The organism is Kluyvera georgiana ATCC 51603, from assembly GCF_001654985.1.
Taxonomy (GTDB): Bacteria; Pseudomonadota; Gammaproteobacteria; order Enterobacterales; family Enterobacteriaceae; genus Kluyvera; species Kluyvera georgiana.
Map to the genome: position 1 here is coordinate 58,616 of NZ_LXEU01000043.1, position 20,140 is coordinate 78,755.

At 56.9% G+C, this 20,140-nt stretch carries 21 protein-coding genes; 13 read left to right on the top strand and 8 right to left on the bottom strand.

The features are described 5' to 3' along the window. The first annotated feature begins 5 nt into the window (after nucleotides 1-5). Together M989_RS10225 and M989_RS10230 are read left to right on the top strand one after the other, a co-directional pair. Nucleotides 6-1,067, top strand: coding sequence for an SIS domain-containing protein (locus tag M989_RS10225; RefSeq protein ID WP_064545016.1), 1,062 nt, complete (start codon nucleotides 6-8; stop codon nucleotides 1,065-1,067). A 17-nt stretch (nucleotides 1,068-1,084) separates the two neighbouring features. Continuing rightward, a complete protein-coding gene (locus M989_RS10230; protein ID WP_064544951.1) occupies nucleotides 1,085-2,095 on the top strand; it encodes an SIS domain-containing protein in 1,011 nt (336 codons plus the stop codon). Nucleotides 2,096-2,137: 42 nt separating this feature from the next. On the opposite strand, the gene dauA is transcribed toward M989_RS10230, so the two are convergent. The 4 genes from dauA to lolB form a co-directional block, all read right to left on the bottom strand. Further along, nucleotides 2,138-3,826 carry a C4-dicarboxylic acid transporter DauA gene (gene dauA / locus M989_RS10235; RefSeq protein WP_157093532.1) on the bottom strand — a complete coding sequence of 563 codons (1,689 nt, stop codon included), beginning with the start codon at nucleotides 3,824-3,826 and terminating at the stop codon, nucleotides 2,138-2,140. A 123-nt stretch (nucleotides 3,827-3,949) separates the two neighbouring features. Beyond that, the gene (gene prs / locus M989_RS10240; protein WP_003856663.1) at nucleotides 3,950-4,897 is read right to left on the bottom strand and encodes a ribose-phosphate diphosphokinase; all 948 of its coding nucleotides are present in this window, start codon (nucleotides 4,895-4,897) and stop codon (nucleotides 3,950-3,952) included. 205 nt (nucleotides 4,898-5,102) lie between these two features. After that, nucleotides 5,103-5,954, bottom strand: a complete 852-nt coding sequence (gene ispE / locus M989_RS10245) for a 4-(cytidine 5'-diphospho)-2-C-methyl-D-erythritol kinase (RefSeq protein WP_064544955.1) — start codon at nucleotides 5,952-5,954, stop codon at nucleotides 5,103-5,105. After that, nucleotides 5,951-6,568 carry a lipoprotein insertase outer membrane protein LolB gene (gene lolB, locus M989_RS10250; RefSeq protein WP_064544957.1) on the bottom strand — a complete coding sequence of 206 codons (618 nt, stop codon included), beginning with the start codon at nucleotides 6,566-6,568 and terminating at the stop codon, nucleotides 5,951-5,953. The genes ispE and lolB overlap by 4 nt, the downstream gene beginning before the upstream one ends. A 206-nt stretch (nucleotides 6,569-6,774) precedes the next feature. On the opposite strand from lolB, the gene hemA reads away from it, so the two are divergent. Genes hemA through kdsA form a run of 6 tightly spaced genes read left to right on the top strand, consistent with a single transcriptional unit; the run spans nucleotide 6,775 to nucleotide 12,108 of the window. Then, on the top strand, nucleotides 6,775-8,031 hold the full coding sequence (gene hemA / locus M989_RS10255) for a glutamyl-tRNA reductase (protein WP_064544959.1): 1,257 nt from the start codon (nucleotides 6,775-6,777) through the stop codon (nucleotides 8,029-8,031). Between the two features lie 35 nt (nucleotides 8,032-8,066). Continuing rightward, a complete protein-coding gene (gene prfA, locus M989_RS10260; protein WP_064544961.1) occupies nucleotides 8,067-9,149 on the top strand; it encodes a peptide chain release factor 1 in 1,083 nt (360 codons plus the stop codon). After that, a complete protein-coding gene (gene prmC, locus M989_RS10265; RefSeq protein ID WP_064544963.1) occupies nucleotides 9,149-10,000 on the top strand; it encodes a peptide chain release factor N(5)-glutamine methyltransferase in 852 nt (283 codons plus the stop codon). The genes prfA and prmC overlap by 1 nt, the downstream gene beginning before the upstream one ends. Next, nucleotides 9,997-10,389 carry an invasion regulator SirB2 gene (gene sirB2, locus M989_RS10270; RefSeq protein ID WP_064544965.1) on the top strand — a complete coding sequence of 131 codons (393 nt, stop codon included), beginning with the start codon at nucleotides 9,997-9,999 and terminating at the stop codon, nucleotides 10,387-10,389. Before prmC ends, sirB2 begins: the two co-directional genes overlap by 4 nt. Nucleotides 10,390-10,392: 3 nt before the next feature. Then, the gene (gene sirB1, locus M989_RS10275) at nucleotides 10,393-11,202 is read left to right on the top strand and encodes an invasion regulator SirB1 (protein ID WP_064544967.1); all 810 of its coding nucleotides are present in this window, start codon (nucleotides 10,393-10,395) and stop codon (nucleotides 11,200-11,202) included. A gap of 51 nt (nucleotides 11,203-11,253) precedes the next feature. Continuing rightward, complete coding sequence (kdsA, locus tag M989_RS10280; protein ID WP_064544969.1) at nucleotides 11,254-12,108, top strand: 3-deoxy-8-phosphooctulonate synthase; 855 nt, start codon at nucleotides 11,254-11,256, stop codon at nucleotides 12,106-12,108. 142 nt (nucleotides 12,109-12,250) lie between these two features. Here the strand turns inward: kdsA and M989_RS25500 are convergent, their stop codons facing one another. Continuing rightward, on the bottom strand, nucleotides 12,251-12,358 hold the full coding sequence (locus tag M989_RS25500) for a type I toxin-antitoxin system toxin Ldr family protein (protein ID WP_064544971.1): 108 nt from the start codon (nucleotides 12,356-12,358) through the stop codon (nucleotides 12,251-12,253). Nucleotides 12,359-12,668: 310 nt separating this feature from the next. Continuing rightward, nucleotides 12,669-13,769 (bottom strand): sodium-potassium/proton antiporter ChaA, encoded by a 1,101-nt coding sequence (gene chaA, locus M989_RS10290; RefSeq protein ID WP_064544973.1) that lies wholly within the window; start codon nucleotides 13,767-13,769, stop codon nucleotides 12,669-12,671. A gap of 364 nt (nucleotides 13,770-14,133) precedes the next feature. Between chaA and M989_RS10295 the strand changes: the two genes are divergently transcribed. After that, nucleotides 14,134-14,814: a gamma-glutamylcyclotransferase gene (locus tag M989_RS10295; protein ID WP_064544975.1), complete on the top strand. Its 681-nt coding sequence runs from the start codon at nucleotides 14,134-14,136 to the stop codon at nucleotides 14,812-14,814. Nucleotides 14,815-14,860: 46 nt separating this feature from the next. On the opposite strand, the gene M989_RS10300 is transcribed toward M989_RS10295, so the two are convergent. Together M989_RS10300 and M989_RS10305 are read right to left on the bottom strand one after the other, a co-directional pair. After that, complete coding sequence (locus tag M989_RS10300; RefSeq protein ID WP_064544976.1) at nucleotides 14,861-15,106, bottom strand: DUF1883 domain-containing protein; 246 nt, start codon at nucleotides 15,104-15,106, stop codon at nucleotides 14,861-14,863. 246 nt (nucleotides 15,107-15,352) lie between these two features. Beyond that, a complete protein-coding gene (locus M989_RS10305) occupies nucleotides 15,353-15,706 on the bottom strand; it encodes a DsrE/DsrF/TusD sulfur relay family protein (RefSeq protein ID WP_064544978.1) in 354 nt (117 codons plus the stop codon). A 70-nt stretch (nucleotides 15,707-15,776) separates the two neighbouring features. Here M989_RS10305 and nasR point away from each other — a divergent pair, with 70 nt between their 5' ends. The 4 genes from nasR to M989_RS10325 all read left to right on the top strand — a co-directional run bounded on the left by nasR (nucleotide 15,777) and on the right by M989_RS10325 (nucleotide 20,136). Beyond that, nucleotides 15,777-16,994, top strand: a complete 1,218-nt coding sequence (nasR, locus tag M989_RS10310; RefSeq protein ID WP_064544980.1) for a nitrate regulatory protein NasR — start codon at nucleotides 15,777-15,779, stop codon at nucleotides 16,992-16,994. Between the two features lie 209 nt (nucleotides 16,995-17,203). Continuing rightward, nucleotides 17,204-18,460 carry an ABC transporter substrate-binding protein gene (locus M989_RS10315; protein WP_064544981.1) on the top strand — a complete coding sequence of 419 codons (1,257 nt, stop codon included), beginning with the start codon at nucleotides 17,204-17,206 and terminating at the stop codon, nucleotides 18,458-18,460. A 1-nt stretch (nucleotide 18,461) separates the two neighbouring features. Beyond that, nucleotides 18,462-19,337 (top strand): nitrate ABC transporter permease, encoded by an 876-nt coding sequence (ntrB, locus tag M989_RS10320; RefSeq protein WP_064544983.1) that lies wholly within the window; start codon nucleotides 18,462-18,464, stop codon nucleotides 19,335-19,337. Nucleotides 19,338-19,347: 10 nt separating this feature from the next. Next, nucleotides 19,348-20,136: an ABC transporter ATP-binding protein gene (locus M989_RS10325; RefSeq protein WP_064544985.1), complete on the top strand. Its 789-nt coding sequence runs from the start codon at nucleotides 19,348-19,350 to the stop codon at nucleotides 20,134-20,136. Nucleotides 20,137-20,140: the final 4 nt, after the last annotated feature.

Consider the following 20,140-nt stretch of genomic DNA (forward strand, 5'->3'; position numbering starts at 1 on the left):
TGAATATGGTACCCACAATGATGACGTATATCCGCGAGGAACCTGAATGTCTGGCGCAGATCATCCGCGACTATCGGCAAAATCTGGCGGCAATTGAAACATTTGCCCTCCAGCATCCGGTACGCCGAATTCTGCTGTTGGCTACCGGGTCGTCACTGAACGCCGCGCTGTGCGCGCGCTATTTCTTCGAGCAACGCTTCGGCCTGCTGGTGGAGATTAAAGAGCCGTATAACTTTACCCACTATGAAATGATTGACCCGCATACCGATCTGGTGGTGGCGATTTCACAAAGCGGAAAAAGCGCGTCAACGCTGGAGGCGATGCGTAAGGTACAGGCGGCGAAGCTTCCTGTATTCGCGCTCACCTCTGATCCGCAAAGCCCGATTGCGAAGGCGTGTGACGGCGTTCTGGATATCAATACCGGTATTGAGAGCGTGGGCTTCGTTACCCGAGGTTTTAGCGCGACGGTATTGAATTTGTTGTTGATGGCCCTGTTGATTGCCCGAGGTCAGGGGAAAGCCAGCGCTGAGGAAGAACGGCATTATCTCGCGGAACTGCGGCGGTTGGCGGCGGCAATCCCGGCGGCGATAACCCGTACCTCGCACTTTATCGAGCGGCACAGCGCGACGCTGCGCGACGGCGAGCGTTTTGTCGCCATCGGCTACGGGGCGCTGGTGGGCGTGGCCAAAGAGTGTGAAACCAAATTCACCGAGACGGTACGCTTCCCTTCCAGCGGTTTCGAGCTCGAGGCCTATATGCACGGCCCTTATCTGGAGGCTAATGTCCGCCATATCATGCTGTTTATTGAAGACCAGCCGGATGAACGCAGCCGGGCGCTGCGCGACTACATGACGCCGTCTGTCGCGCAGGCTTTCACGCTGACGCTCAACGACGAGGAGGATGCGCATACGTTAGCGCTGAACTGCCCGTGTGAACACCATCTGGCACCGCTGTTGCTGGTTGTCCCAATCCAGATGCTGGCCTGGCATATCGCCGGACTCAAAGGCATCGATCTCAGCAAACGTATTTTCAACGATTTCGATCGCGTATTAAAAAGTAAAATCTGATTATTCAGGAGATAACTATGTTGGGTTTTAATCAGGACGAGTACCTGACCAGTGCTCGCGAGATCATTGCTGCGCGCAAACAGGCGGAAAACGTCGCCGATGATATTTATCAGAGTGGCTGTAGCGCATTATTTTTTGCCTCAGTAGGCGGTTCTTTGGCGCCAATGATGGCGATTAATGAATTTGCTAAACAATTAACCGACGTGCCGGTTTATCTTGAACAGGCAGCGGAATTGATCCATCACGGGCATAAGAAATTAACCAAAGACGCGGTGGTCGTGACCTTGTCTAAATCCGGTGATACGAAAGAATCGGTGGCGATTGCAGAATGGTGTAAAGGGCAAGGTATTCGCGTGGTCGCTATTACCCGGAATGCCGATTCACCATTAGCTGAGGCGGCGAAATGGCATATTCCGATGTGTCACAAAAACGGCGTAGAATATGAATATATGCTGCTCTACTGGTTATTTTTCCGCGTAATTTATCGTCATGGCGAGTTTGCGGATTATGAGCGCTTTGCCAGCCAGTTGGAATTATTGCCGGAAAATCTCTTACAGGCTAAACGGCAGTTTGATCCGCAGGCGGATAATATCGCTGCGCAGTATCATGACCGTGATTATATGATGTGGATCGGTGGAGCCGAGATGTGGGGGGAAGTTTACCTGTTCTCGATGTGTATCCTTGAAGAGATGCAGTGGAAGCGAACTAAATCAGTCAGCTCGGCGGAGTTTTTCCATGGCACTCTGGAACTGCTGGAGAAAGATGTTCCGCTGTTCCTGGTGAAAGGCGAGGGTAAATGCCGGGCACTGGATGAACGTGTTGAGCGCTTCGCGAAAAAGATAACCGATCATCTGGTAGTCATTGACCCACGCGACTATCCGCTAAACGGCATCGATGACGCTTTCCGTTGGATAATGGCACCGTGTGTCGTGTCAACGCTGCTGGTGGACAGACTGGCGGCCCACTTTGAACATCATACCGGGCACGACCTGAATATTCGCCGTTACTACCGGCAGTTCGATTACTAATGTGTCTGCGGCGGCCAGCGCTCTGGCCGCCGCAAATGTGACTCAGCGTTGTGAGACGTCTGCCAGCGCCGCGTCTTTATTCGGGAAGAAGGCCAGACGCCCTGGAATTGGCTGAATCCCGGCACGCGCCATGGTGCGCAGCGGCTGGAACTCGAGGTTTGAAACGCGCAGTTCGCAGCCGTCGGGCAATTTTTTGACAAAGCGCTGGAAGGCATCCAGACCACCGGCATCCAGTACCGGCACTGCATCCCATTTCAGCACCACAATCCGCTTACCCGCAATCCGCGACTCCAAGTCGGTAAACAACCCTTCGGCGGCGGCAAAGAACAGCGGGCCAATCACCCGCAGCACCAGCACATCATCCGGGACGGTCACGTTGACCGCAGACAGTCGCGTCATGCGTGCAATGCGGCGCATAAACAGCAGTGAAGCCAGCACGATGCCGACGCTGATGGCGATAACCATATCGAACAGCACCGTTAGCGACATACAGATAAGCATCACGATAATGTCGTCTTTCGGTGCTTTACGCAGCAGATACACCACTTTGTGCGCCTCGCTCATGTTCCATGCCACCATCAGCAGCAGCGCAGCCATTGCTGATAGCGGCAGCCATGAGAGCACGGGCGCGAGGATCAGCAGCGCCAGAATGACCAGAATGGCGTGGATCACCGCCGAAACCGGAGAGGTGGCTCCGGCACGAACGTTGGCCGCCGAGCGGGCAATCGCGGCGGTGGCGGTAATCCCGCCGAAGAACGGCGCCACAATGTTGCCCAGCCCCTGGCCGATCAGTTCGCTGTTGGCTTTATGTTTGGTGCCGGTCATACCGTCCAGCACCACGGCGCACAGCAGCGATTCAATCGCGCCGAGCATCGCCATGGAGAACGCCGCGGGCAGCAGCGCGTGCAGCGATTCCCAGCTCAGGGTAAAGCTGGAGCCCGGCAGATCCCACGGCAGAACAAACTGCGGCAGCAGCTGCGGAATCCCGTTGCCCTGGGTACCGTCGGCGAGAATATAGTGGAACTGGGAGCCAATGGTGGCAACGTGGCCGCCGAGCAGGTTGACGATTAGCATCACGAGGCAGCCCGCAATCAGCGCGGGCAGGTGGCCCGGAAGACGCAGTCCAAGACGCGGCCAGAGAATCAGCGTGCCGAGAGTGACAATGCCAATCGCGGCATCGCCAAAGTTAATGGTCGGCAGCGCCATCGCCAGCGCGCCCACCTTCTGTAAATAGTGTTCAGGGACATGCGCCATCTGCAGACCGAGAAAATCTTTAATCTGCATGGTACCAATGGTAATACCAATCCCCGAGGTAAAGCCGAGGGTCACCGACAGCGGAATGTATTCAATCAGGCGACCAAAACGGGCCAGGCCAAAGAGGATTAAAAACAGTCCGGAAAGCAGGGTCGCGACCAACAGACCGGCCAGGCCAAACTGCTGTGATACGGGATAGAGAATCACGACGAAGGCGGCGGTTGGCCCGGAAACGCTGAAGCGCGAGCCCCCGGTCAGCGCGATAACGATCCCCGCGACGGCGGAGGTATACAGGCCGTACTGCGGCGCCACGCCGCTACCAATCGCCAGCGCCATCGCCAGCGGAATAGCGATAATACCGACGGTGATCCCGGCAATAAGGTCGCGCATAAAGCGGGCCGAGGTGTACTTCTCCTTCCAGCAGGCGTCAATCAGCGCGCGGAAAGGCATCACTTGAGGAGAGAGTAATTTATTCACAATACTGTTTCATCCATGAGCGCATCATCTGTCACGTGAATGGCAGTGAAGTTGGCATAAATCATACAAATAAACAATACAGACAAAAAAACCCGCCGCAGCGGGTTTTTTAACCAAATCCGATTAATGCTCGAACATGGCGGAGATGGATTCTTCGTTGCTGATACGACGAATCGCTTCGGCCAGCATCCCGGACAGGGTCAGAGTACGAACGTTTGGCAGCGCTTTGATCTCATCGCTTAACGGGATGGTATCGCAGACAACCACTTCGTCAATGACGGAGTTACGCAGGTTATTGACCGCGTTACCGGAGAAGATCGGGTGAGTCGCGTAAGCAAATACGCGTTTTGCACCGCGTTCTTTCAGCGCTTCTGCCGCTTTGCACAGCGTGCCGCCGGTATCGATCATGTCATCAACCAGTACGCAGTCACGACCGGCAACGTCGCCGATGATGTGCATAACCTGGGAAACGTTCGCGCGCGGGCGACGTTTGTCGATGATAGCCATGTCGGTATCGTTCAGCAGCTTGGCAATAGCACGAGCGCGAACCACGCCGCCGATATCCGGAGAAACCACGATCGGGTTATCCAGGTTCAGCTGCAGCATATCTTCAAGCAGGATTGGGCTACCGAATACGTTATCCACCGGAACATCGAAGAAGCCCTGGATCTGTTCAGCGTGCAGGTCTACGGTCAGTACGCGGTCAACGCCAACGCTGGACAGGAAGTCAGCGACAACTTTAGCGGTGATAGGTACACGAGCAGAGCGAACGCGACGGTCCTGGCGAGCATAACCGAAGTAAGGGATAACGGCGGTGATACGGCCTGCGGAAGCACGGCGCAGGGCATCAACCATAACGACCAATTCCATCAGGTTGTCGTTAGTAGGGGCACAAGTGGACTGGATGATGAAAATATCACCACCGCGTACGTTTTCGTTGATTTGTACGCTGACTTCGCCGTCGCTAAAGCGACCTACAGCGGCGTCGCCGAGAGAAGTGTACAGGCGGTTGGCAATACGTTGTGCTAGTTCCGGGGTGGCGTTACCAGCAAAAAGCTTCATATCAGGCACGAGAAGAACCTCAGGCATGCGTCCAGTGGTGGATGAATCGGGCCAAAAACTGTGCGGGCCAGGCCGATTTCATCCAGGCGGTGTATTAAAGAGCGCGATGCAACGTCTGGAACAGGGTGACGTTGTCACCGGAGCTCAGTTTGCCCGGCAGGGTTACTCATCACCATTCTTCTTTCGTCAACAGGGCTGACGGAAACCGAATGATTCAGAGCAGGGCTTGCTTCAATGGAGAGAGGTTGACACCTTTCGCCACAAAGCCTTGCAACCATTCCGGGGCTTGCTCAAGCACCTGGCGGGCAGCGAGTTCCGTGTCGAATTCAGCAAAGACACAGGCTCCTGTTCCAGTCAGGCGCGACGGCGCGTATTCTAACAGCCAGGAAAGCACATCATCAACCTCGCGAAAACGTTTTCTTGCGATAACCTCGCAATCATTGCCGAATTCACAATTTAATAACGTTTCTATTGACCTGACCGGGGTATTTCGTGGCAGCTCCGGATCGCGAAAAATGATCGGCGTCGGGATACTGACGCCCGGATGGGCCACGAGGTACCATTTTTCCGCTACGTCGACCGGTGTGAGCACTTCGCCAACGCCTTCGGCAAACGCCGCGTGGCCGCGAACAAACACCGGCACGTCGGCGCCGAGCGTCAGTCCGAGCGTCGCCAGCTCATCTTCCGGGAGCCCACACTGCCAGAGATGATTCAGCGCGACCAGCACGGTGGCCGCATTTGACGAGCCGCCACCGAGGCCGCCGCCCATGGGGAGCCGTTTCTCAATGCTGATATCGGCACCGCTGCCTGCGGGAAGACGACCCGTTTCTGCGGCGGCTTTCATCAGCAGACGTGCGGCGCGGATAATCAGGTTCTCTTCATCCGGCACGCCTGTCACTGGGGTGAGCAGCCGCAGCTGCCCGTCGCAGCGTGGCTTGATGGTCAGCGTATCGCCGTAGTCGAGAAACTGAAACAGCGTCTGCAGCGTATGGTAACCGTCGGGACGCTGGCCGGTAATGTACAAAAACAGGTTCAGCTTTGCGGGAGAGGGCCAGGTGGTCGTCATTTGGCGATCCAGTTATCCATTTTCAGCTTGATGCGCTGGGACCCTTCGGTCAGTTCCATATTCGACGGCAGCGCCGGCTGGGTTTTGCTGTCGTACCCGCCGTATACCACTTTCCAGGTCTTGCCGTTCTGGGTGTAGTTGAGTTCACTCAGGCGATACTGGTCGTCGAGCTTATAGTCGGTGGCGTCTCCCGGCAGGCCGAGGATCCACTGGCGCAGGCTGTTAAGCGGAATCGGCATGCCGGTCAGTTTGCCAATCATCTCTTCGCCGTCGGTGGCGGTATAGCGCTGGCCTTTATTATCGGTCAACTGCGCGGAGCCTGGCTGACCAACCAGCTCCAGCTCGGTGCTGCCCAGCGGGTTGGTCAGCAGCAGACGATAGTTGTCCTGGCCGGTTTGCTGCCAGAAGAAGCGGGCATAGACTTTTTGCTGGTCGGACAGATAGGCAAACGCGCCGCGCGTCTGGTACTGGCTGAGTTGGCGCACTTCCTGCTGGTGCTGTTGCCACTGCGGCGAGGTCGGGCTTTTGCCTGGGCCTTTTGGCGCATTGACGGTACAGGCAGTAAGAACCAGTGCTGCTAAAGGCAGCAGACGAATCAGGCGAGGCAGGGCCATGATGACAATCCTTGATATGCGTTGCGATTATAACGCTTAATGCTAGCGTCGCTGGTGGGCAGCGTCTACGCTCAAGTTGTCTTAAATCATAAAATTAACCCGTAATACCTATTACTCCAAAAGGGGGCCGTCCCTTTTATTGATCTCGCGCATCCTGTATGATGCGCTCAGACTAACCTTATCAACGCTGGTACTACTCCCGCACAATGACCCTTTTAGCACTTGGCATTAACCACAAGACAGCCCCGGTAGCGCTGCGAGAACGCGTCACGTTTTCGCCAGATACGCTTGACCAGGCGCTGGAGAGCCTGCTGGCTCAGCCAATGGTGCAGGGGGGGGTAGTCCTGTCGACCTGTAACCGCACCGAACTTTATCTCAGCGTCGAAGAGCAGGATAACCTGCACGATGCCATCGTCCGCTGGTTGTGCGAATACCACGGGCTGAATGAAGAAGATCTGCGCCAGAGCCTCTACTGGCACCAGGATAACGACGCCGTCAGCCACCTGATGCGCGTTGCCAGCGGCCTTGATTCGCTGGTACTGGGTGAACCGCAGATTTTAGGGCAGGTCAAAAAAGCGTTTGCCGATTCCAGCCGCGGCCATTTGCACGCCAGCGAGCTGGAACGCATGTTCCAGAAATCATTTTCGGTCGCCAAGCGCGTGCGTACAGAAACGGATATCGGCGCCAGCGCGGTGTCGGTGGCGTTTGCCGCCTGTACCCTGGCGCGGCAGATTTTCGAATCCCTCTCTACGGTGACCGTGCTGCTGGTTGGCGCGGGAGAAACCATTGAACTGGTGGCGCGCCATCTGCGCGAGCATCACGTGCAAAAAATGCTGATTGCCAACCGTACCCGCGAACGTGCGCAGGTGCTGGCGGATGAAGTCGGCGCAGAAGTTATTGCCCTTAGCGACGTTGATGAACGCCTGAAAGAGGCCGATATCATTATCAGCTCAACCGCCAGCCCGCTGCCGATTATCGGTAAAGGTATGGTGGAGCGCGCGCTGAAGGCGCGTCGCAATCAGCCGATGTTGCTGGTGGATATTGCCGTACCGCGCGACGTCGAGCCGGAGGTGGGGAAACTCGCCAACGCCTATCTCTACAGCGTGGACGATCTGCAAAACATTATTCAGCATAACCTCGCGCAGCGTAAGGCCGCCGCGGTGCAGGCTGAAACCATCGTTGAGCAGGAAACCAGCGAGTTTATGGCCTGGCTGCGTGCGCAAAGCGCCAGCGAAATCATCCGTGATTATCGCTCCCAGGCGGAAACGGCGCGTGAAGAACTCACCGCTAAAGCGATGGCCGCGCTCGAACAGGGCGGCGATCCGCAGGTCATCATGCAGGATCTGGCGCGGAAATTAACCAACCGCCTGATCCACGCGCCAACCAAATCTCTTCAGCAGGCCGCCCGTGACGGGGATGACGAACGCCTGCATATTCTGCGCAACAGCCTCGGGCTGGAGTAGCACAACTCTATTTATAACAAGGTGCATTTACGCCAATGAAGCCTTCTATTGTTGCTAAACTGGAAGCTCTCTACGAGCGCCATGAGGAAGTTCAGGCGCTGCTCGGAGACGCAGCAACTATTGCCGATCAGGACCGTTTCCGCGCGTTGTCCCGCGAATACGCACAGCTGGGCGATGTGGCCCGCTGCTACACCGACTGGCGTCAGGTTCAGGAAGATATTGAAACCGCGCAGATGATGCTCGACGACCCGGAAATGCGCGAAATGGCGCAGGAAGAGCTGCAGGAAGCCAAAGCCAAAGAAGAACAGCTGGAACAACAGCTGCAGGTGCTGCTGCTGCCGCGTGACCCGGACGACGAACGTAATGCTTTCATCGAAGTGCGCGCCGGGACCGGCGGAGATGAAGCGGCGCTGTTTGCCGGCGACCTGTTCCGTATGTATTCCCGCTATGCTGAATCACGCCGCTGGCGCGTTGAGATCATGAGCGCCAGCGAAGGCGAGCACGGCGGCTTTAAAGAAGTGATCGCTAAAATCAGCGGTGAAGGTGTATATGGCCGTCTGAAGTTTGAATCCGGCGGTCACCGCGTGCAGCGCGTTCCGGCTACCGAATCTCAGGGGCGTATCCATACCTCCGCCTGTACGGTCGCGGTACTGCCCGAAGTGCCGGAGGCCGAGCTGCCGGATATCAACCCGGCGGATCTGCGCATTGATACCTTCCGCTCCTCCGGTGCGGGCGGCCAGCACGTTAACACCACCGATTCCGCTATCCGTATTACCCACTTGCCTACCGGTATTGTGGTGGAGTGTCAGGACGAACGTTCTCAGCATAAAAACAAAGCCAAAGCGATGTCGGTGCTGGGCTCGCGTATCCGTGCGGCGGAAATTGCCCGTCGCCAGCAGGCGGAAGCCTCCGAACGCCGTAACCTGCTGGGCAGCGGCGATCGCAGCGACCGTAATCGCACCTATAACTTCCCGCAGGGGCGCGTCACCGACCACCGCATCAACCTGACGCTCTATCGTCTGGACGAGGCGATGGAAGGTAAGCTCGATATGCTGATCGAGCCTATCGTGCAGGAATATCAGGCCGACCAGCTGGCCGCGCTGTCCGAGCAGGAATGATGACCTGGAGAGCGTGGCTGCAGCAGGCGATAGCGGCGCTTCAGGGGGGCGAGAGCCCTCGTCGCGACGCCGAGATCCTGCTGGGGCATGTCACCGGCAAATCGCGCACCCAGATTCTGGCCTTTGATGAGACCGAGCTGAGCGCCGCGCAGGTGGATACGCTGGCGGCGCTGCTGTCACGGCGTCAACGCGGCGAGCCGGTCGCACACCTGGTGGGCACGCGCGAGTTCTGGTCGCTGCCGCTGTTTGTCTCCCCGGCGACGCTGATTCCGCGCCCGGATACCGAGTGTCTGGTAGAGCAGGCGCTTGCGCGTCTGCCACCGACGCCGTGCCGTATTCTCGATTTGGGTACCGGCACCGGTGCGGTCGCGCTGGCGCTAGCCAGTGAGCGCCCGGACTGTCAGGTTACCGCCGTCGACTTTATTGCCGATGCCGTCGCCCTGGCGCAGCGCAATGCCGATCATCTGGCTATCAACAATATTACGATTGTCCAAAGCGACTGGTTCAGTGCGCTGGACGACCAACGTTTTGCAATGATCGTCAGCAACCCGCCGTATATCGACGAGCAGGACGAGCACCTGTCTCAGGGTGACGTGCGTTTTGAGCCCAAAACTGCGCTGGTGGCAGCCGATCAGGGGCTTGCCGACCTGGCACATATTATTTCGCAAGGCCGCGCCTGGCTTGAACCCGGTGGTTATATGCTGCTGGAGCATGGCTGGAAGCAGGGCGAAGCGGTGCGTGAATTGTTTAGTGCTGCGGGCTATCGGCAGGCACAAACCTGTCGCGACTACGGCGACAACGATCGCCTGACGCTTGCGCAGTGGCCAGAGCATGCGGAGGCGCAGGCGTGAATTTGTTCCAGTTTGTGCTCTATTTACATATTGCGTCGGCGATTTTCTCCGTCTCATTTTTTGCCCTCCGTTACTGGTGGATGCACCATCGTAGCGCTTTGTTTGACGCGCGTTGGGTGCGTGTGCTGCCGCATTGCGTTGACAGCACGCTGTTGCTCAGCGGCGTGGCGCTCATGGTGATGACGCGCTATTACCCCTTCACTGAAGAGGGGGGATGGCTGACGGAGAAACTGTTTGGCGTTATCATTTACATCTTTTTAGGGTTTGTCGCGCTTGGACGTCGTCGTCCGCGCAGCCAGCAGAGCGGGTTTGTTGCGTTTTTGCTGGCGCTGATGGTGTTGTGCATCATCGTTAAACTCGCCATCACTAAAGTTCCGCTGTTGGGGTAAGGTATGAAGTCACTGGCTGATTTTGAATTTAATAAAGCGCCGCTGTGCGATGGCATGATCCTTATTTCCGAATTGATTCGTGATGATTTCCCGTCGCAGAAGGTGCGCGAGCAGCTTGATTGCCTGTTGGCGCTGGCGCGTGAAGAGATTAGCCCCTCCTGGACGCTGACGCGTCAGATGGAGCGACTGATCGAACTGTTTTACCACGAATGGAATTTTGGTGACTCTTTCGGCGTGTATCGTCTGTCCGACGCGCTATGGCTCGATCAGGTCCTTAAGAATCGTCAGGGCAGCGCCGTGGCGCTGGGGGCTATTGTGCTGTGGATTGCGGCTCAGCTCGACATCCCGGTCGTGCCGGTGATTTTTCCGACTCAACTGCTGCTGCGTGCTGATGTCGACAGCGAGGAGCTATGGCTGATTAACCCGTTTAACGGCGATACTCTCGATGAGCATACGCTTGAGGTGTGGCTCAAGGGAAATATCAGCCCGATGGCGGAGCTGTTTAACGAAGACCTCGATGAAGCGGATAACGCAGAGGTGGTGCGTAAACTGCTTGATACCCTGAAATCGGCGCTGATGGAGGAGCGGCAGATGGAGCTGGCGCTGCGGACCAGCGAAGCGCTGCTGCAGTTTAACCCAGAAGACCCGTATGAAATTCGCGACCGCGGGCTGATTTATGCCCAGCTGGAGTGCGAGCATATTGCACTGAACGATTTGAACTATTTCGTTGAGCAATGCCCGGAAGACCCGATCAGCGAAATGATCCGTGCGCAGATTAATACCATCTCGCACAAACAAATTACTCTTCACTAAACGGTAATAACCTCGGTTATAATCGCGGAAATACCCTAACAAGGCGATCTTATGAAAGAAAAAGTGGTTAGCATTGGTGATATCAAGGTAGCAAACGATCTGCCGTTTGTTCTGTTCGGCGGCATGAACGTGCTGGAATCACGCGACCTGGCGATGCGTATTTGCGAACACTACGTGACCGTGACCCAGAAGCTGGGCATTCCTTACGTATTTAAAGCTTCATTTGATAAAGCCAACCGTTCTTCTATCCACTCCTACCGTGGCCCAGGCCTGGAAGAGGGGATGAAGATTTTCCAGGAGCTGAAGCAAACTTTCGGCGTTAAGATCATCACTGACGTTCACGAAGCCAGCCAGGCGCAGCCGGTTGCCGATGTGGTTGACGTGATCCAGCTGCCGGCGTTCCTCGCTCGTCAGACCGATCTGGTGGAAGCGATGGCGAAAACCGGCGCGGTTATCAACGTCAAGAAGCCGCAGTTCGTGAGCCCGGGTCAAATGGGCAACATCGTTGACAAATTCATCGAAGGGGGCAACGACAAAGTGATTCTGTGCGACCGTGGTTCCAACTTCGGTTACGACAACCTGGTTGTCGATATGCTGGGCTTTGGCGTGATGAAAAAAGCGTCCAACAACTCCCCGGTTATCTTCGATGTGACCCACTCTCTGCAGTGCCGTGACCCATTTGGCGCAGCAAGCGGCGGTCGTCGCGCGCAGGTTACCGAGCTGGCCCGTGCCGGTATGGCGGTGGGTATCGCCGGTCTGTTTATTGAAGCGCATCCGGATCCGGACAACGCACGCTGTGACGGCCCGTCCGCGCTGCCGCTGGACAAACTGGAGCCGTTCCTGAAGCAGATGAAAGCCATCGACGACCTGGTGAAAGGGTTCGACGAACTGGATACCAGCAAGTAAGTTCTGCTACTGCATTGAAAAGCCGGGCCCGTTTATCGCGGTCCGGCTTTTTTTATAGCCGCAAAAAAGGCCGCAGGCTGTTACCCCTGCGGCCCGTTTCGGGCGCACGTTGCCGTTACGGCAGCCTGACGCCCTCAGCGCGTTACTTCCTGTTACGCCATCCGCTCACAATCGCTGCGGTGATAATTCCCGCAACGACAGGAGCGGCAAGATCGTGCCAGAAAGCGACGCCAAACTGCGCGAGCGTCATATAGCCGCCTCTATTGTAATGACAACGGTTCGCGGCTATTCTTGAAGGGTCAGGTTTCAAGATAGCCCCCCGTTCTGTTGTCAGGTTTACGCCTCTCAACGTGCGGGGGTTTTTCTATCCAGCAACCTATGCCGCCAGGGATCAAGCCCCCGCAACATTGCGCCTCACCGGAGAAAATCCGGCTTAGCGCAGATTCTACGTGTACATCCTGAACCACTTCACTTAGCGAACGCGCGCAATGCGGGATGCCTGCCAGCTTTTCTGCGCGCGTTGCATGCCGTTAGCCGCTTTCTCGCGTCGGCTCGCAATATCAGGCAAATATCGTCATCAGATAGGCGGCGAACAGTGCCAGGTGTGCCGCGCCGTTCAGTACGTTAGTGCGTCCGGTGGAGAACGAGATGTGGCACAGAATTAACGACGCGACCATTACGATCATCTCCGGCATTCCCAGACCAAACATCAGGTCGTTGCCGGTCATAAAAGCGATCAGCGTGACGACCGGTACCGTCAGGGAGATAGTGGCCAATACCGAACCAAAGAAGAGATTCATTGCGCGCTGAACCTGATTGTTCAACACCGCCTTCAATGCCCCCAGCCCTTCCGGCGAGAGAATCAGCAGCGCCACCAGGAAACCAGTAAAGGCCACAGGCGCGTTCATGCTGGTCAGCAGCGTCTCCAGCGGGTTGGCGTTCATTTTGGTGACCGCAATCACCGCCACCAGATGGACAACCAGCCAGATCGCGTGCCACATGCTGCTGTGCGCCGAAGGCTTACCGTGGTGCGGGTCATCATCGTCGCTGTCATCTTCGTGCTCGTAGACAAACAGGCTCTGGTGAGTTTTGGTTTGAATTAATAAGAATACGCCGTACATCGCGGCGGAGATCAGCGCTACCAGCAGTGATTGGCCGATCGTGAAATTTGCGCCCGGCAACGAGGTCGGGAACACCAGCACGATAATGGCCAACGGAAACAGCGCAATCAAATACTGTTTAATACCGAAAAGATTCATATATTGCGTGGCAAATTTACGCCCGCCAAGCAATAACGAGAAACCGACTAAGCCGCCGGTGACAATCATGATGATGGAATAGAGCGTATCGCGCATGAGCGTTGGCGCGGCGTCGCCGGTCGCCATCAGTGCGGAGATCAGGCTGACTTCCAGAATAACAACGGAAAGGCTTAAAATCAGAGAGCCATAAGGCTCGCCGAGGCGGTGGGCTAATACGTCCGCGTGGCGGACTACGCTAAATGCGCTGCTAAGAATGCCGACCAGCGCTAAGGCATTGATGGCAATAACCACTGGCAATGACTGACTGCTTCCCCAGAAGAACAGGATTGCCAGCGCGACCACCGGGAAAATGAGCGACGTCTCCTTGTGGCGAGTTTTCACCGCCTCATGTGCGTGAGTCATGTGTTTCTCCATGTATGCAGGTATTTATAATTATAGAAAAAATCAGTGACGTAAATTAACAAATTTTTCGACCGGGAATGCGATCTTTTACTAAAGTTTACCTGTAAGGCCATTTTTCATTAAAGATGGCTATAATATAAATTATTGGTCAAATATTTATTAAATAACAGCATATTGATGTACGGATTTCCCTATTTTTACCATCGGCGAAATCCTCGAAATAGCCCGAATGCCCCGGGAGACAAATTGCATCCGGTGGCATAAAGCTGGATAATATTTCGTCAACGACAGCTCCGGAGGTCGCCATTCGTTCCCTTGAGGGCGCATGTGTTGCAGGGAAGAGAAGTGGTGGTGGAGGTTTAAAGTGTTAACGCGTGATTTCTTGATGAAAGCGGATTGTACAACGGCGTTTGGCGCAATAGAGGAATCGCTGCTCTGGTCCGCTGAACAGCGTGCGGCATCGCTGGCGGCGACGCTGGCCTGTCGTCCGGATAATGGTCCGGTGTGGATTTTTGGCTACGGTTCGCTGATGTGGAACCCGGCGCTCAACTACAGCGAGTCGGTCACCGGTACCCTCATCGGCTGGCATCGGGCGTTTTGTTTACGGCTGACGGCGGGTCGTGGTAGCGCCTGCCAGCCGGGGCGAATGCTGGCGTTGAAAGAGGGCGGACGCACCACCGGCGTGGCCTATCGTCTGCCCGACGATGAAATTGAAAACGAGCTGTCGCTGCTGTGGAAGCGTGAGATGATTACCGGCTGCTATTTGCCGACCTGGTGTAAGCTGACCCTCGACGATGGGCGTACGGTGAATGCGCTGGTATTTATTATGGATCCCCGCCATCCGCTGTATGAGTCCGACACCAGCGTACAGGTGATTGCGCCACTTATTGCCCGCGCCAGCGGTCCGCTGGGAACGAACGCGCAGTATCTGTTCTCACTGGAGCAGGAGCTGCAAAAGCTGGGCATGCCGGATGATGGTTTAGATGAGCTGATTAATAAAGTGCGTGTCCTGGTCAGTGGCGTGAACCCGCCGGGGCTGGCGTAAGTGCGATGAGCGAAACCCCGGAAGTGCGTGCTTCCGGGGGACGTTATCAGGCCGCGACGTAGCTGATGGAGTGCTCAAGCGACTGGCTGTGGCTGTCAATCAGCACGTTCCAGGTACCGCTGTAGGGCACGGTCAGATACGCTTTTTCTTCGTTTTGTACGCTCAGAATATCGGCGCCGTGATTGCTGGCGCTCTTTTGGGTGCTCATTAAATGAATGTGGCAACGCTCAGAGCAACGCACCACCACCGTATCCCCGCCAAATAATGTCAAACTTGCCTTTACCATCACCAAAATACCCCGCTGCCATGAGTCAACGCGCTCCCTGCGACCAAATCCTGCCTGTGATGTTGTTCACAATTCACTCATCGCATAACACCAAACCCTGCGTTCACTGATGCTGATTTTGATCAAAAAATGCCGTAACACTTCAACAAAAATGACAAAATTCCTGAATCCTTTCAGCGCTCATGACATTGCTGCGCAGAATGTAGCAGAGGTAACACAATATCCTTTAAAAACGGGGTAAAGGCGACGAAATCAGAAGGTCAGCACTTTATCCGCGGTCAGCGTCCACTGTGCCAGCTCAACCAGCGTGCCAATCTCCACGCCATCGATCAGCGGCAGGGCGGAAATGCCACGGCCATCGGTGCAGGTTTTACACAGCTTCACCGGTACGCCCTGGGCGGTGAGGATCTCCAGCATTTGCTGAATGTTGTAGCCTTCCGCCGGTTTTTGCCCGCGCAGGCCAGCGGTGACGGCGTCGGACATTAAAAATAGCTGTAGATGGAGGTCGCCCTGCTGTTCGCGCAGCGCAATGGCAAGACGCAGGCTGTTAAACAGAGATTCGCTGCCGTAGGCAGCCCCGTTGGCGATAATGACGATACGTTGCATCTGAACTCCTTAATTAAGGCACGGTTATTGCTTTAAGAAGATATAGGTAAATCCTCTACCGGGAGTGCGTATGATAAACCGTGAAGATGATACACCCGGCGCTATCGAGTGGTTTCGTTATGCGCGCCAGGTGCAGAAAGAACAGCTTCGGCAGTTGGCACAGCAGGGGCAACTGGTCAGCCAGCTTAGCCACGTGGTGCATATGTTACAGTGTGAGCGGGGAGCATCCAACATCTGGTTATGCTCGCAGGGCCGATTGTATGGCGCCGAACGCCGTGCCAGCGCAGCGCTGGTGGATGAACAGGTCCGCACGCTGCTGCTGAATTTGGCGCCGCGCCATCTTCCCTCCACCAGCGGCCTGTGTCAGCGTATTGCCCGCGCGGTGTGGTCGCTTGAACAGCTGCCCGCGCTGCGCGAAAACGTCGTCAGCCAGCAAGTGACCGCCGAAACGGCCACCAGCCAGTTCAGCCGCACCATTCGCCATCTGCTTAACATTATTCCTCAGCTCAACGACAGCATTGATGATCCGACGCTGGCCGGGCGGCTGGTGGCGTTGTACAGCTTTATGCAGGGTAAAGAACTGGTAGGGCAAGAACGTGCGCTGGGCGCGCAGGGGTTTGCGCAGGGGAGTTTCAGTCAGGAGTTACGCCAGCGGATGGTTGACCGTATCGACGGCCAGCAGCCCTGCTTTGACGGTTTTCTGTCGCTGGCGACCAGTCCGCTGAAAATGTTGTTCTATACCGAATGCCAGGCGGGCATCGCCATTGAGCAGCTCAGGCGTATCGCCTGTACCCGCCAGCCCGGCGAAGACGGCGGCCAGGCGGCACTGCGTTGGTTCGCGCTACAAACCCAGCGCCTGGAGCAGATGCGCGGCCTGGAAGAACTATTGATTGGCGAGCTGATGGCCGTGGTGGACGGGCTGCTCGCCGATGATGATAAGCCTGATGCGCCCGACTCGCAGCATGACGATCCGGCCAGCGACAGTATGCTGCTGCACCTCGACAGGCAACTTCTGCCGCTGGTGCGTCAGCAGGCGCGCGAACTGGAGCAGCTCTCCGGCCAACTGGCGTCGCTGAAGGACACGCTGGAGGAGCGGCGGCTGATTGATAAAGCCAAAAGCGTGCTGATGACCCACCAGCAGATGAACGAAGAGCAGGCCTGGCACTGCCTGCGCAAAATGGCGATGGAGAAGAATCAGCGGATGGTGGAGATCGCCCGCGCGCTGCTGGCGGTGAAAACGCTGTGGCAGCAGGATGTGCCGCCGCCGTTGCACAATGAACGGGCATGAATGCTTTCAGTCGGTGCAAAAAGGGTGATGCAGTTAGCATTTTTCCGCACTGATACGGCGATAACGACCTGGCATTCGAATTGCATTAGTTAAGCCAGAGAACACAGAGTCGGTGACGGGCCAACGGCGGTTCGTGCACCACGAGGATAAAGGCGTCCTGCAATGCGTAAGCATTGCCGGGCGCTTTTTTTTTGCATTCGGGAGCGAGTATGAGCGAGACGTTTTCACTTTCACGGCGGCGGTTTCTGCAGGCTGGTGCGGCGCTGGGCGGTACGATGCTGCTGCCTGGCATCATGTCATCAGCGTGGGCGGCCGGATCCGACAAGCCGGAGCAACAGACGGTTAAGGTGGGCTTTATCCCGTTGACCGACTGCGCCCCGCTGGCGATCGCATCGCTAAAAGGCTTCGATAAGAAATACGGCATTACCCTGGTGCCCAGCAAAGAGGCGAGCTGGGCGGCGGTGCGCGACAAACTGGTGAACGGTGAGCTGGACGCGGCGCATATCCTGTACGGCCTGCTGTATGGTCTGGAATTGGGCGTTGCCGGTAAACCGCAGGCGATGGCTAACCTGATGACTCTGAACCGCAACGGGCAGGGGATCACGCTGTCAGCCGATCTTCAGGAGCAAGGCGTTACCGATTTGGCTGCGCTAAAAAAACACGTCGGCAATAGCGCGCCGGGCAGCTATACCTTCGCTCACACCTTTCCCACAGGCACCCACGCCATGTGGCTCTATTACTGGCTCGCTAGCGGCGGCATTCACCCCTTTAACGATGTGCGTACCGTGGTTGTGCCGCCGCCGCAGATGGTGATGAACATGCGGATAGGCAATATGGTCGGTTTTTGCGTCGGCGAACCGTGGAACGCGCGTGCCATCAACGACCGCATCGGCTTTACCGCCGCCACCAGCCAGGATATCTGGCCGGAGCATCCGGAAAAAGTACTGGGGACGCGCCGTGAATGGGTGGAACAGTACCCGAATACCAGCCGGGCGCTGGTGGCGGCACTGCTGGATGCCGCGCGTTGGATTGACGCTTCCGACGATAACAAACGGGAAACCGCCAGGGTCCTCGCCCAGCGCGGTTGGCTGAATACCAAAGAACAATACCTTACCGGTCGTATGCTCGGCGCTTACGACAACGGCCTCGGTCGTCGCTGGCAGGACGAACATCCGATTCGCTTCTTCGACCAGGGGGAAGTCAGCTTCCCGTGGCTGTCCGACGGCATGTGGTTCCTGACCCAGTTCCGCCGCTGGGGCCTGCTGAAGAGCGACCCGGATTATCTGGCCGTCGCGCAGCGCATTAACCGCATTGACGTCTGGAAAGAGGCCGCGCAGGCGGTGGGCGGCATCACCGCGCCCACGCAAACCCTACGCAGCAGCACATTGATTGACGGGTCGGTCTGGACCGGGGCTGACCCTGCCGGATACGCCCGCAGTTTCGCCATTCAACGCCTGGGAGCATGAAATGAACACTAAACCCAAAACCGTCAACGCGCCTGCGCCCGCAGGTGAAGTCATCCCTCTGCCGCCAGTGCAGGTGCGTCGTCAGGCGCCCGCCGTTGGCCGCGCGATGCGTCATCTTGCCGAACGCGCCATTCCGGCACTGCTGGGCTTAGGCCTGTTGGTGCTGGTGTGGCAGCTGGCGGCGGTCAACAGTAAAGGCTTCCCGACGCCGCTCAGCACGCTGGACTCGGCGCTGACGTTGTTCGCCGACCCGTTCTATAACAATGGCCCTAACGACGTTGGCGTTGGCTGGAACGTGCTGGCATCGCTGCAACGCGTGGCGGTGGGCTTTGGTCTGGCGGCGCTGGCGGGGATCCCGCTGGGCTTTCTGATTGGCCGCTTCACCTTTTTCTCGCGCATGTTTACGCCACTGATCGCGCTGCTGCGCCCGGTCAGCCCGCTGGCGTGGCTGCCGATTGGCCTGCTGCTGTTCCAGAAGGCGGAACCAGCGTCCAGCTGGACCATCTTTATCTGTTCGATCTGGCCGATGGTGATCAACACCGCCGAAGGGGTGCGCCGGATCCCGCAGGACTACCTCAACGTGGCGCGCGTATTGCAGCTCTCTGAGTGGACGGTGATGCGCAAAATCCTCTTTCCGGCGGTGCTGCCGTCGGTTCTCACCGGGGTGCGGTTATCGATTGGCATCGCGTGGCTGGTGATCGTCGCGGCGGAAATGCTGACCGGCGGTCTGGGGATTGGTTTCTGGATCTGGAATGAGTGGAACAACCTCAACGTAGAAAACATCCTCATTGCCATCGTCATTATCGGCGTGGTGGGGCTGCTGCTGGAGCAGGGGCTGATGCTCATTGCGCGTCGTTTTAGCTGGCAAGAAAAGTAAGGAGAACACCATGAAACCATTAATTCAGGTCCAGGCCGTGAGCCAGCGTTTCCATACTGCCAGCGGCGAGTTTCTGGCCTTGCAGAACGTCTCGTTTGATATTCATGAAGGGGAGACGGTGAGCCTGATTGGCCACTCCGGCTGCGGTAAGTCGACGCTGCTCAACCTGATTGCCGGCATTACGTTACCGACCGAAGGCGGGCTTATTTGTGATAACCGGGAGATTGCCGGACCGGGGCCAGAGCGCGCGGTGGTGTTTCAGAACCACTCGCTGCTGCCGTGGCTGACCTGCTTCGATAACGTTGCACTGGCGGTGGATCACGTCTTTCGTCGCCGCATGAGCAAAGCTGAGCGTCAGGAGTGGATTGAGCACAACCTCGATCGCGTGCAGATGGGCCATGCGATGCATAAGCGTCCGGGTGAAATCTCCGGCGGCATGAAACAGCGCGTCGGTATTGCTCGCGCACTGGCGATGAAGCCGAAAGTGCTGCTGATGGATGAGCCGTTTGGCGCGTTGGATGCGCTGACCCGCGCGCATTTGCAGGATTCGGTGATGCAGATCCAGCAGGCGCTGAACACCACCATCGTGTTGATCACCCACGACGTAGACGAAGCGGTGCTGCTCTCTGATCGGGTGCTGATGATGACCAACGGCCCGGCGGCCACCGTCGGTGAAATTCTCGACGTTAACCTGCCGCGCCCGCGTAATCGGGTGCAACTGGCGGAAGATAGCCGCTACCACCATCTGCGTCAGCAGATCCTGCATTTCCTCTACGAAAAACAGCCGAAAGCGGCGTAAGGCG

What these genes read in the sequence shown, in the direction of transcription:
- M989_RS10225 (WP_064545016.1), top strand. Translation starts at nt 6, where the DNA reads ATGGTACCCACAATGATGACGTATATCCGCGAGGAACCTGAATGTCTG.
- M989_RS10230 (WP_064544951.1), top strand. Translation starts at nt 1,085, where the DNA reads ATGTTGGGTTTTAATCAGGACGAGTACCTGACCAGTGCTCGCGAGATC.
- ispE (WP_064544955.1), bottom strand. Translation starts at nt 5,954, where the DNA reads ATGACGACCACCTGGCCCTCTCCCGCAAAGCTGAACCTGTTTTTGTAC.
- lolB (WP_064544957.1), bottom strand. Translation starts at nt 6,568, where the DNA reads ATGGCCCTGCCTCGCCTGATTCGTCTGCTGCCTTTAGCAGCACTGGTT.
- hemA (WP_064544959.1), top strand. Translation starts at nt 6,775, where the DNA reads ATGACCCTTTTAGCACTTGGCATTAACCACAAGACAGCCCCGGTAGCG.
- prfA (WP_064544961.1), top strand. Translation starts at nt 8,067, where the DNA reads ATGAAGCCTTCTATTGTTGCTAAACTGGAAGCTCTCTACGAGCGCCAT.
- prmC (WP_064544963.1), top strand. Translation starts at nt 9,149, where the DNA reads ATGACCTGGAGAGCGTGGCTGCAGCAGGCGATAGCGGCGCTTCAGGGG.
- sirB1 (WP_064544967.1), top strand. Translation starts at nt 10,393, where the DNA reads ATGAAGTCACTGGCTGATTTTGAATTTAATAAAGCGCCGCTGTGCGAT.
- kdsA (WP_064544969.1), top strand. Translation starts at nt 11,254, where the DNA reads ATGAAAGAAAAAGTGGTTAGCATTGGTGATATCAAGGTAGCAAACGAT.
- M989_RS25500 (WP_064544971.1), bottom strand. Translation starts at nt 12,358, where the DNA reads ATGACGCTCGCGCAGTTTGGCGTCGCTTTCTGGCACGATCTTGCCGCT.
- chaA (WP_064544973.1), bottom strand. Translation starts at nt 13,769, where the DNA reads ATGACTCACGCACATGAGGCGGTGAAAACTCGCCACAAGGAGACGTCG.
- M989_RS10305 (WP_064544978.1), bottom strand. Translation starts at nt 15,706, where the DNA reads ATGCAACGTATCGTCATTATCGCCAACGGGGCTGCCTACGGCAGCGAA.
- nasR (WP_064544980.1), top strand. Translation starts at nt 15,777, where the DNA reads ATGATAAACCGTGAAGATGATACACCCGGCGCTATCGAGTGGTTTCGT.
- M989_RS10315 (WP_064544981.1), top strand. Translation starts at nt 17,204, where the DNA reads ATGAGCGAGACGTTTTCACTTTCACGGCGGCGGTTTCTGCAGGCTGGT.
- ntrB (WP_064544983.1), top strand. Translation starts at nt 18,462, where the DNA reads ATGAACACTAAACCCAAAACCGTCAACGCGCCTGCGCCCGCAGGTGAA.
- M989_RS10325 (WP_064544985.1), top strand. Translation starts at nt 19,348, where the DNA reads ATGAAACCATTAATTCAGGTCCAGGCCGTGAGCCAGCGTTTCCATACT.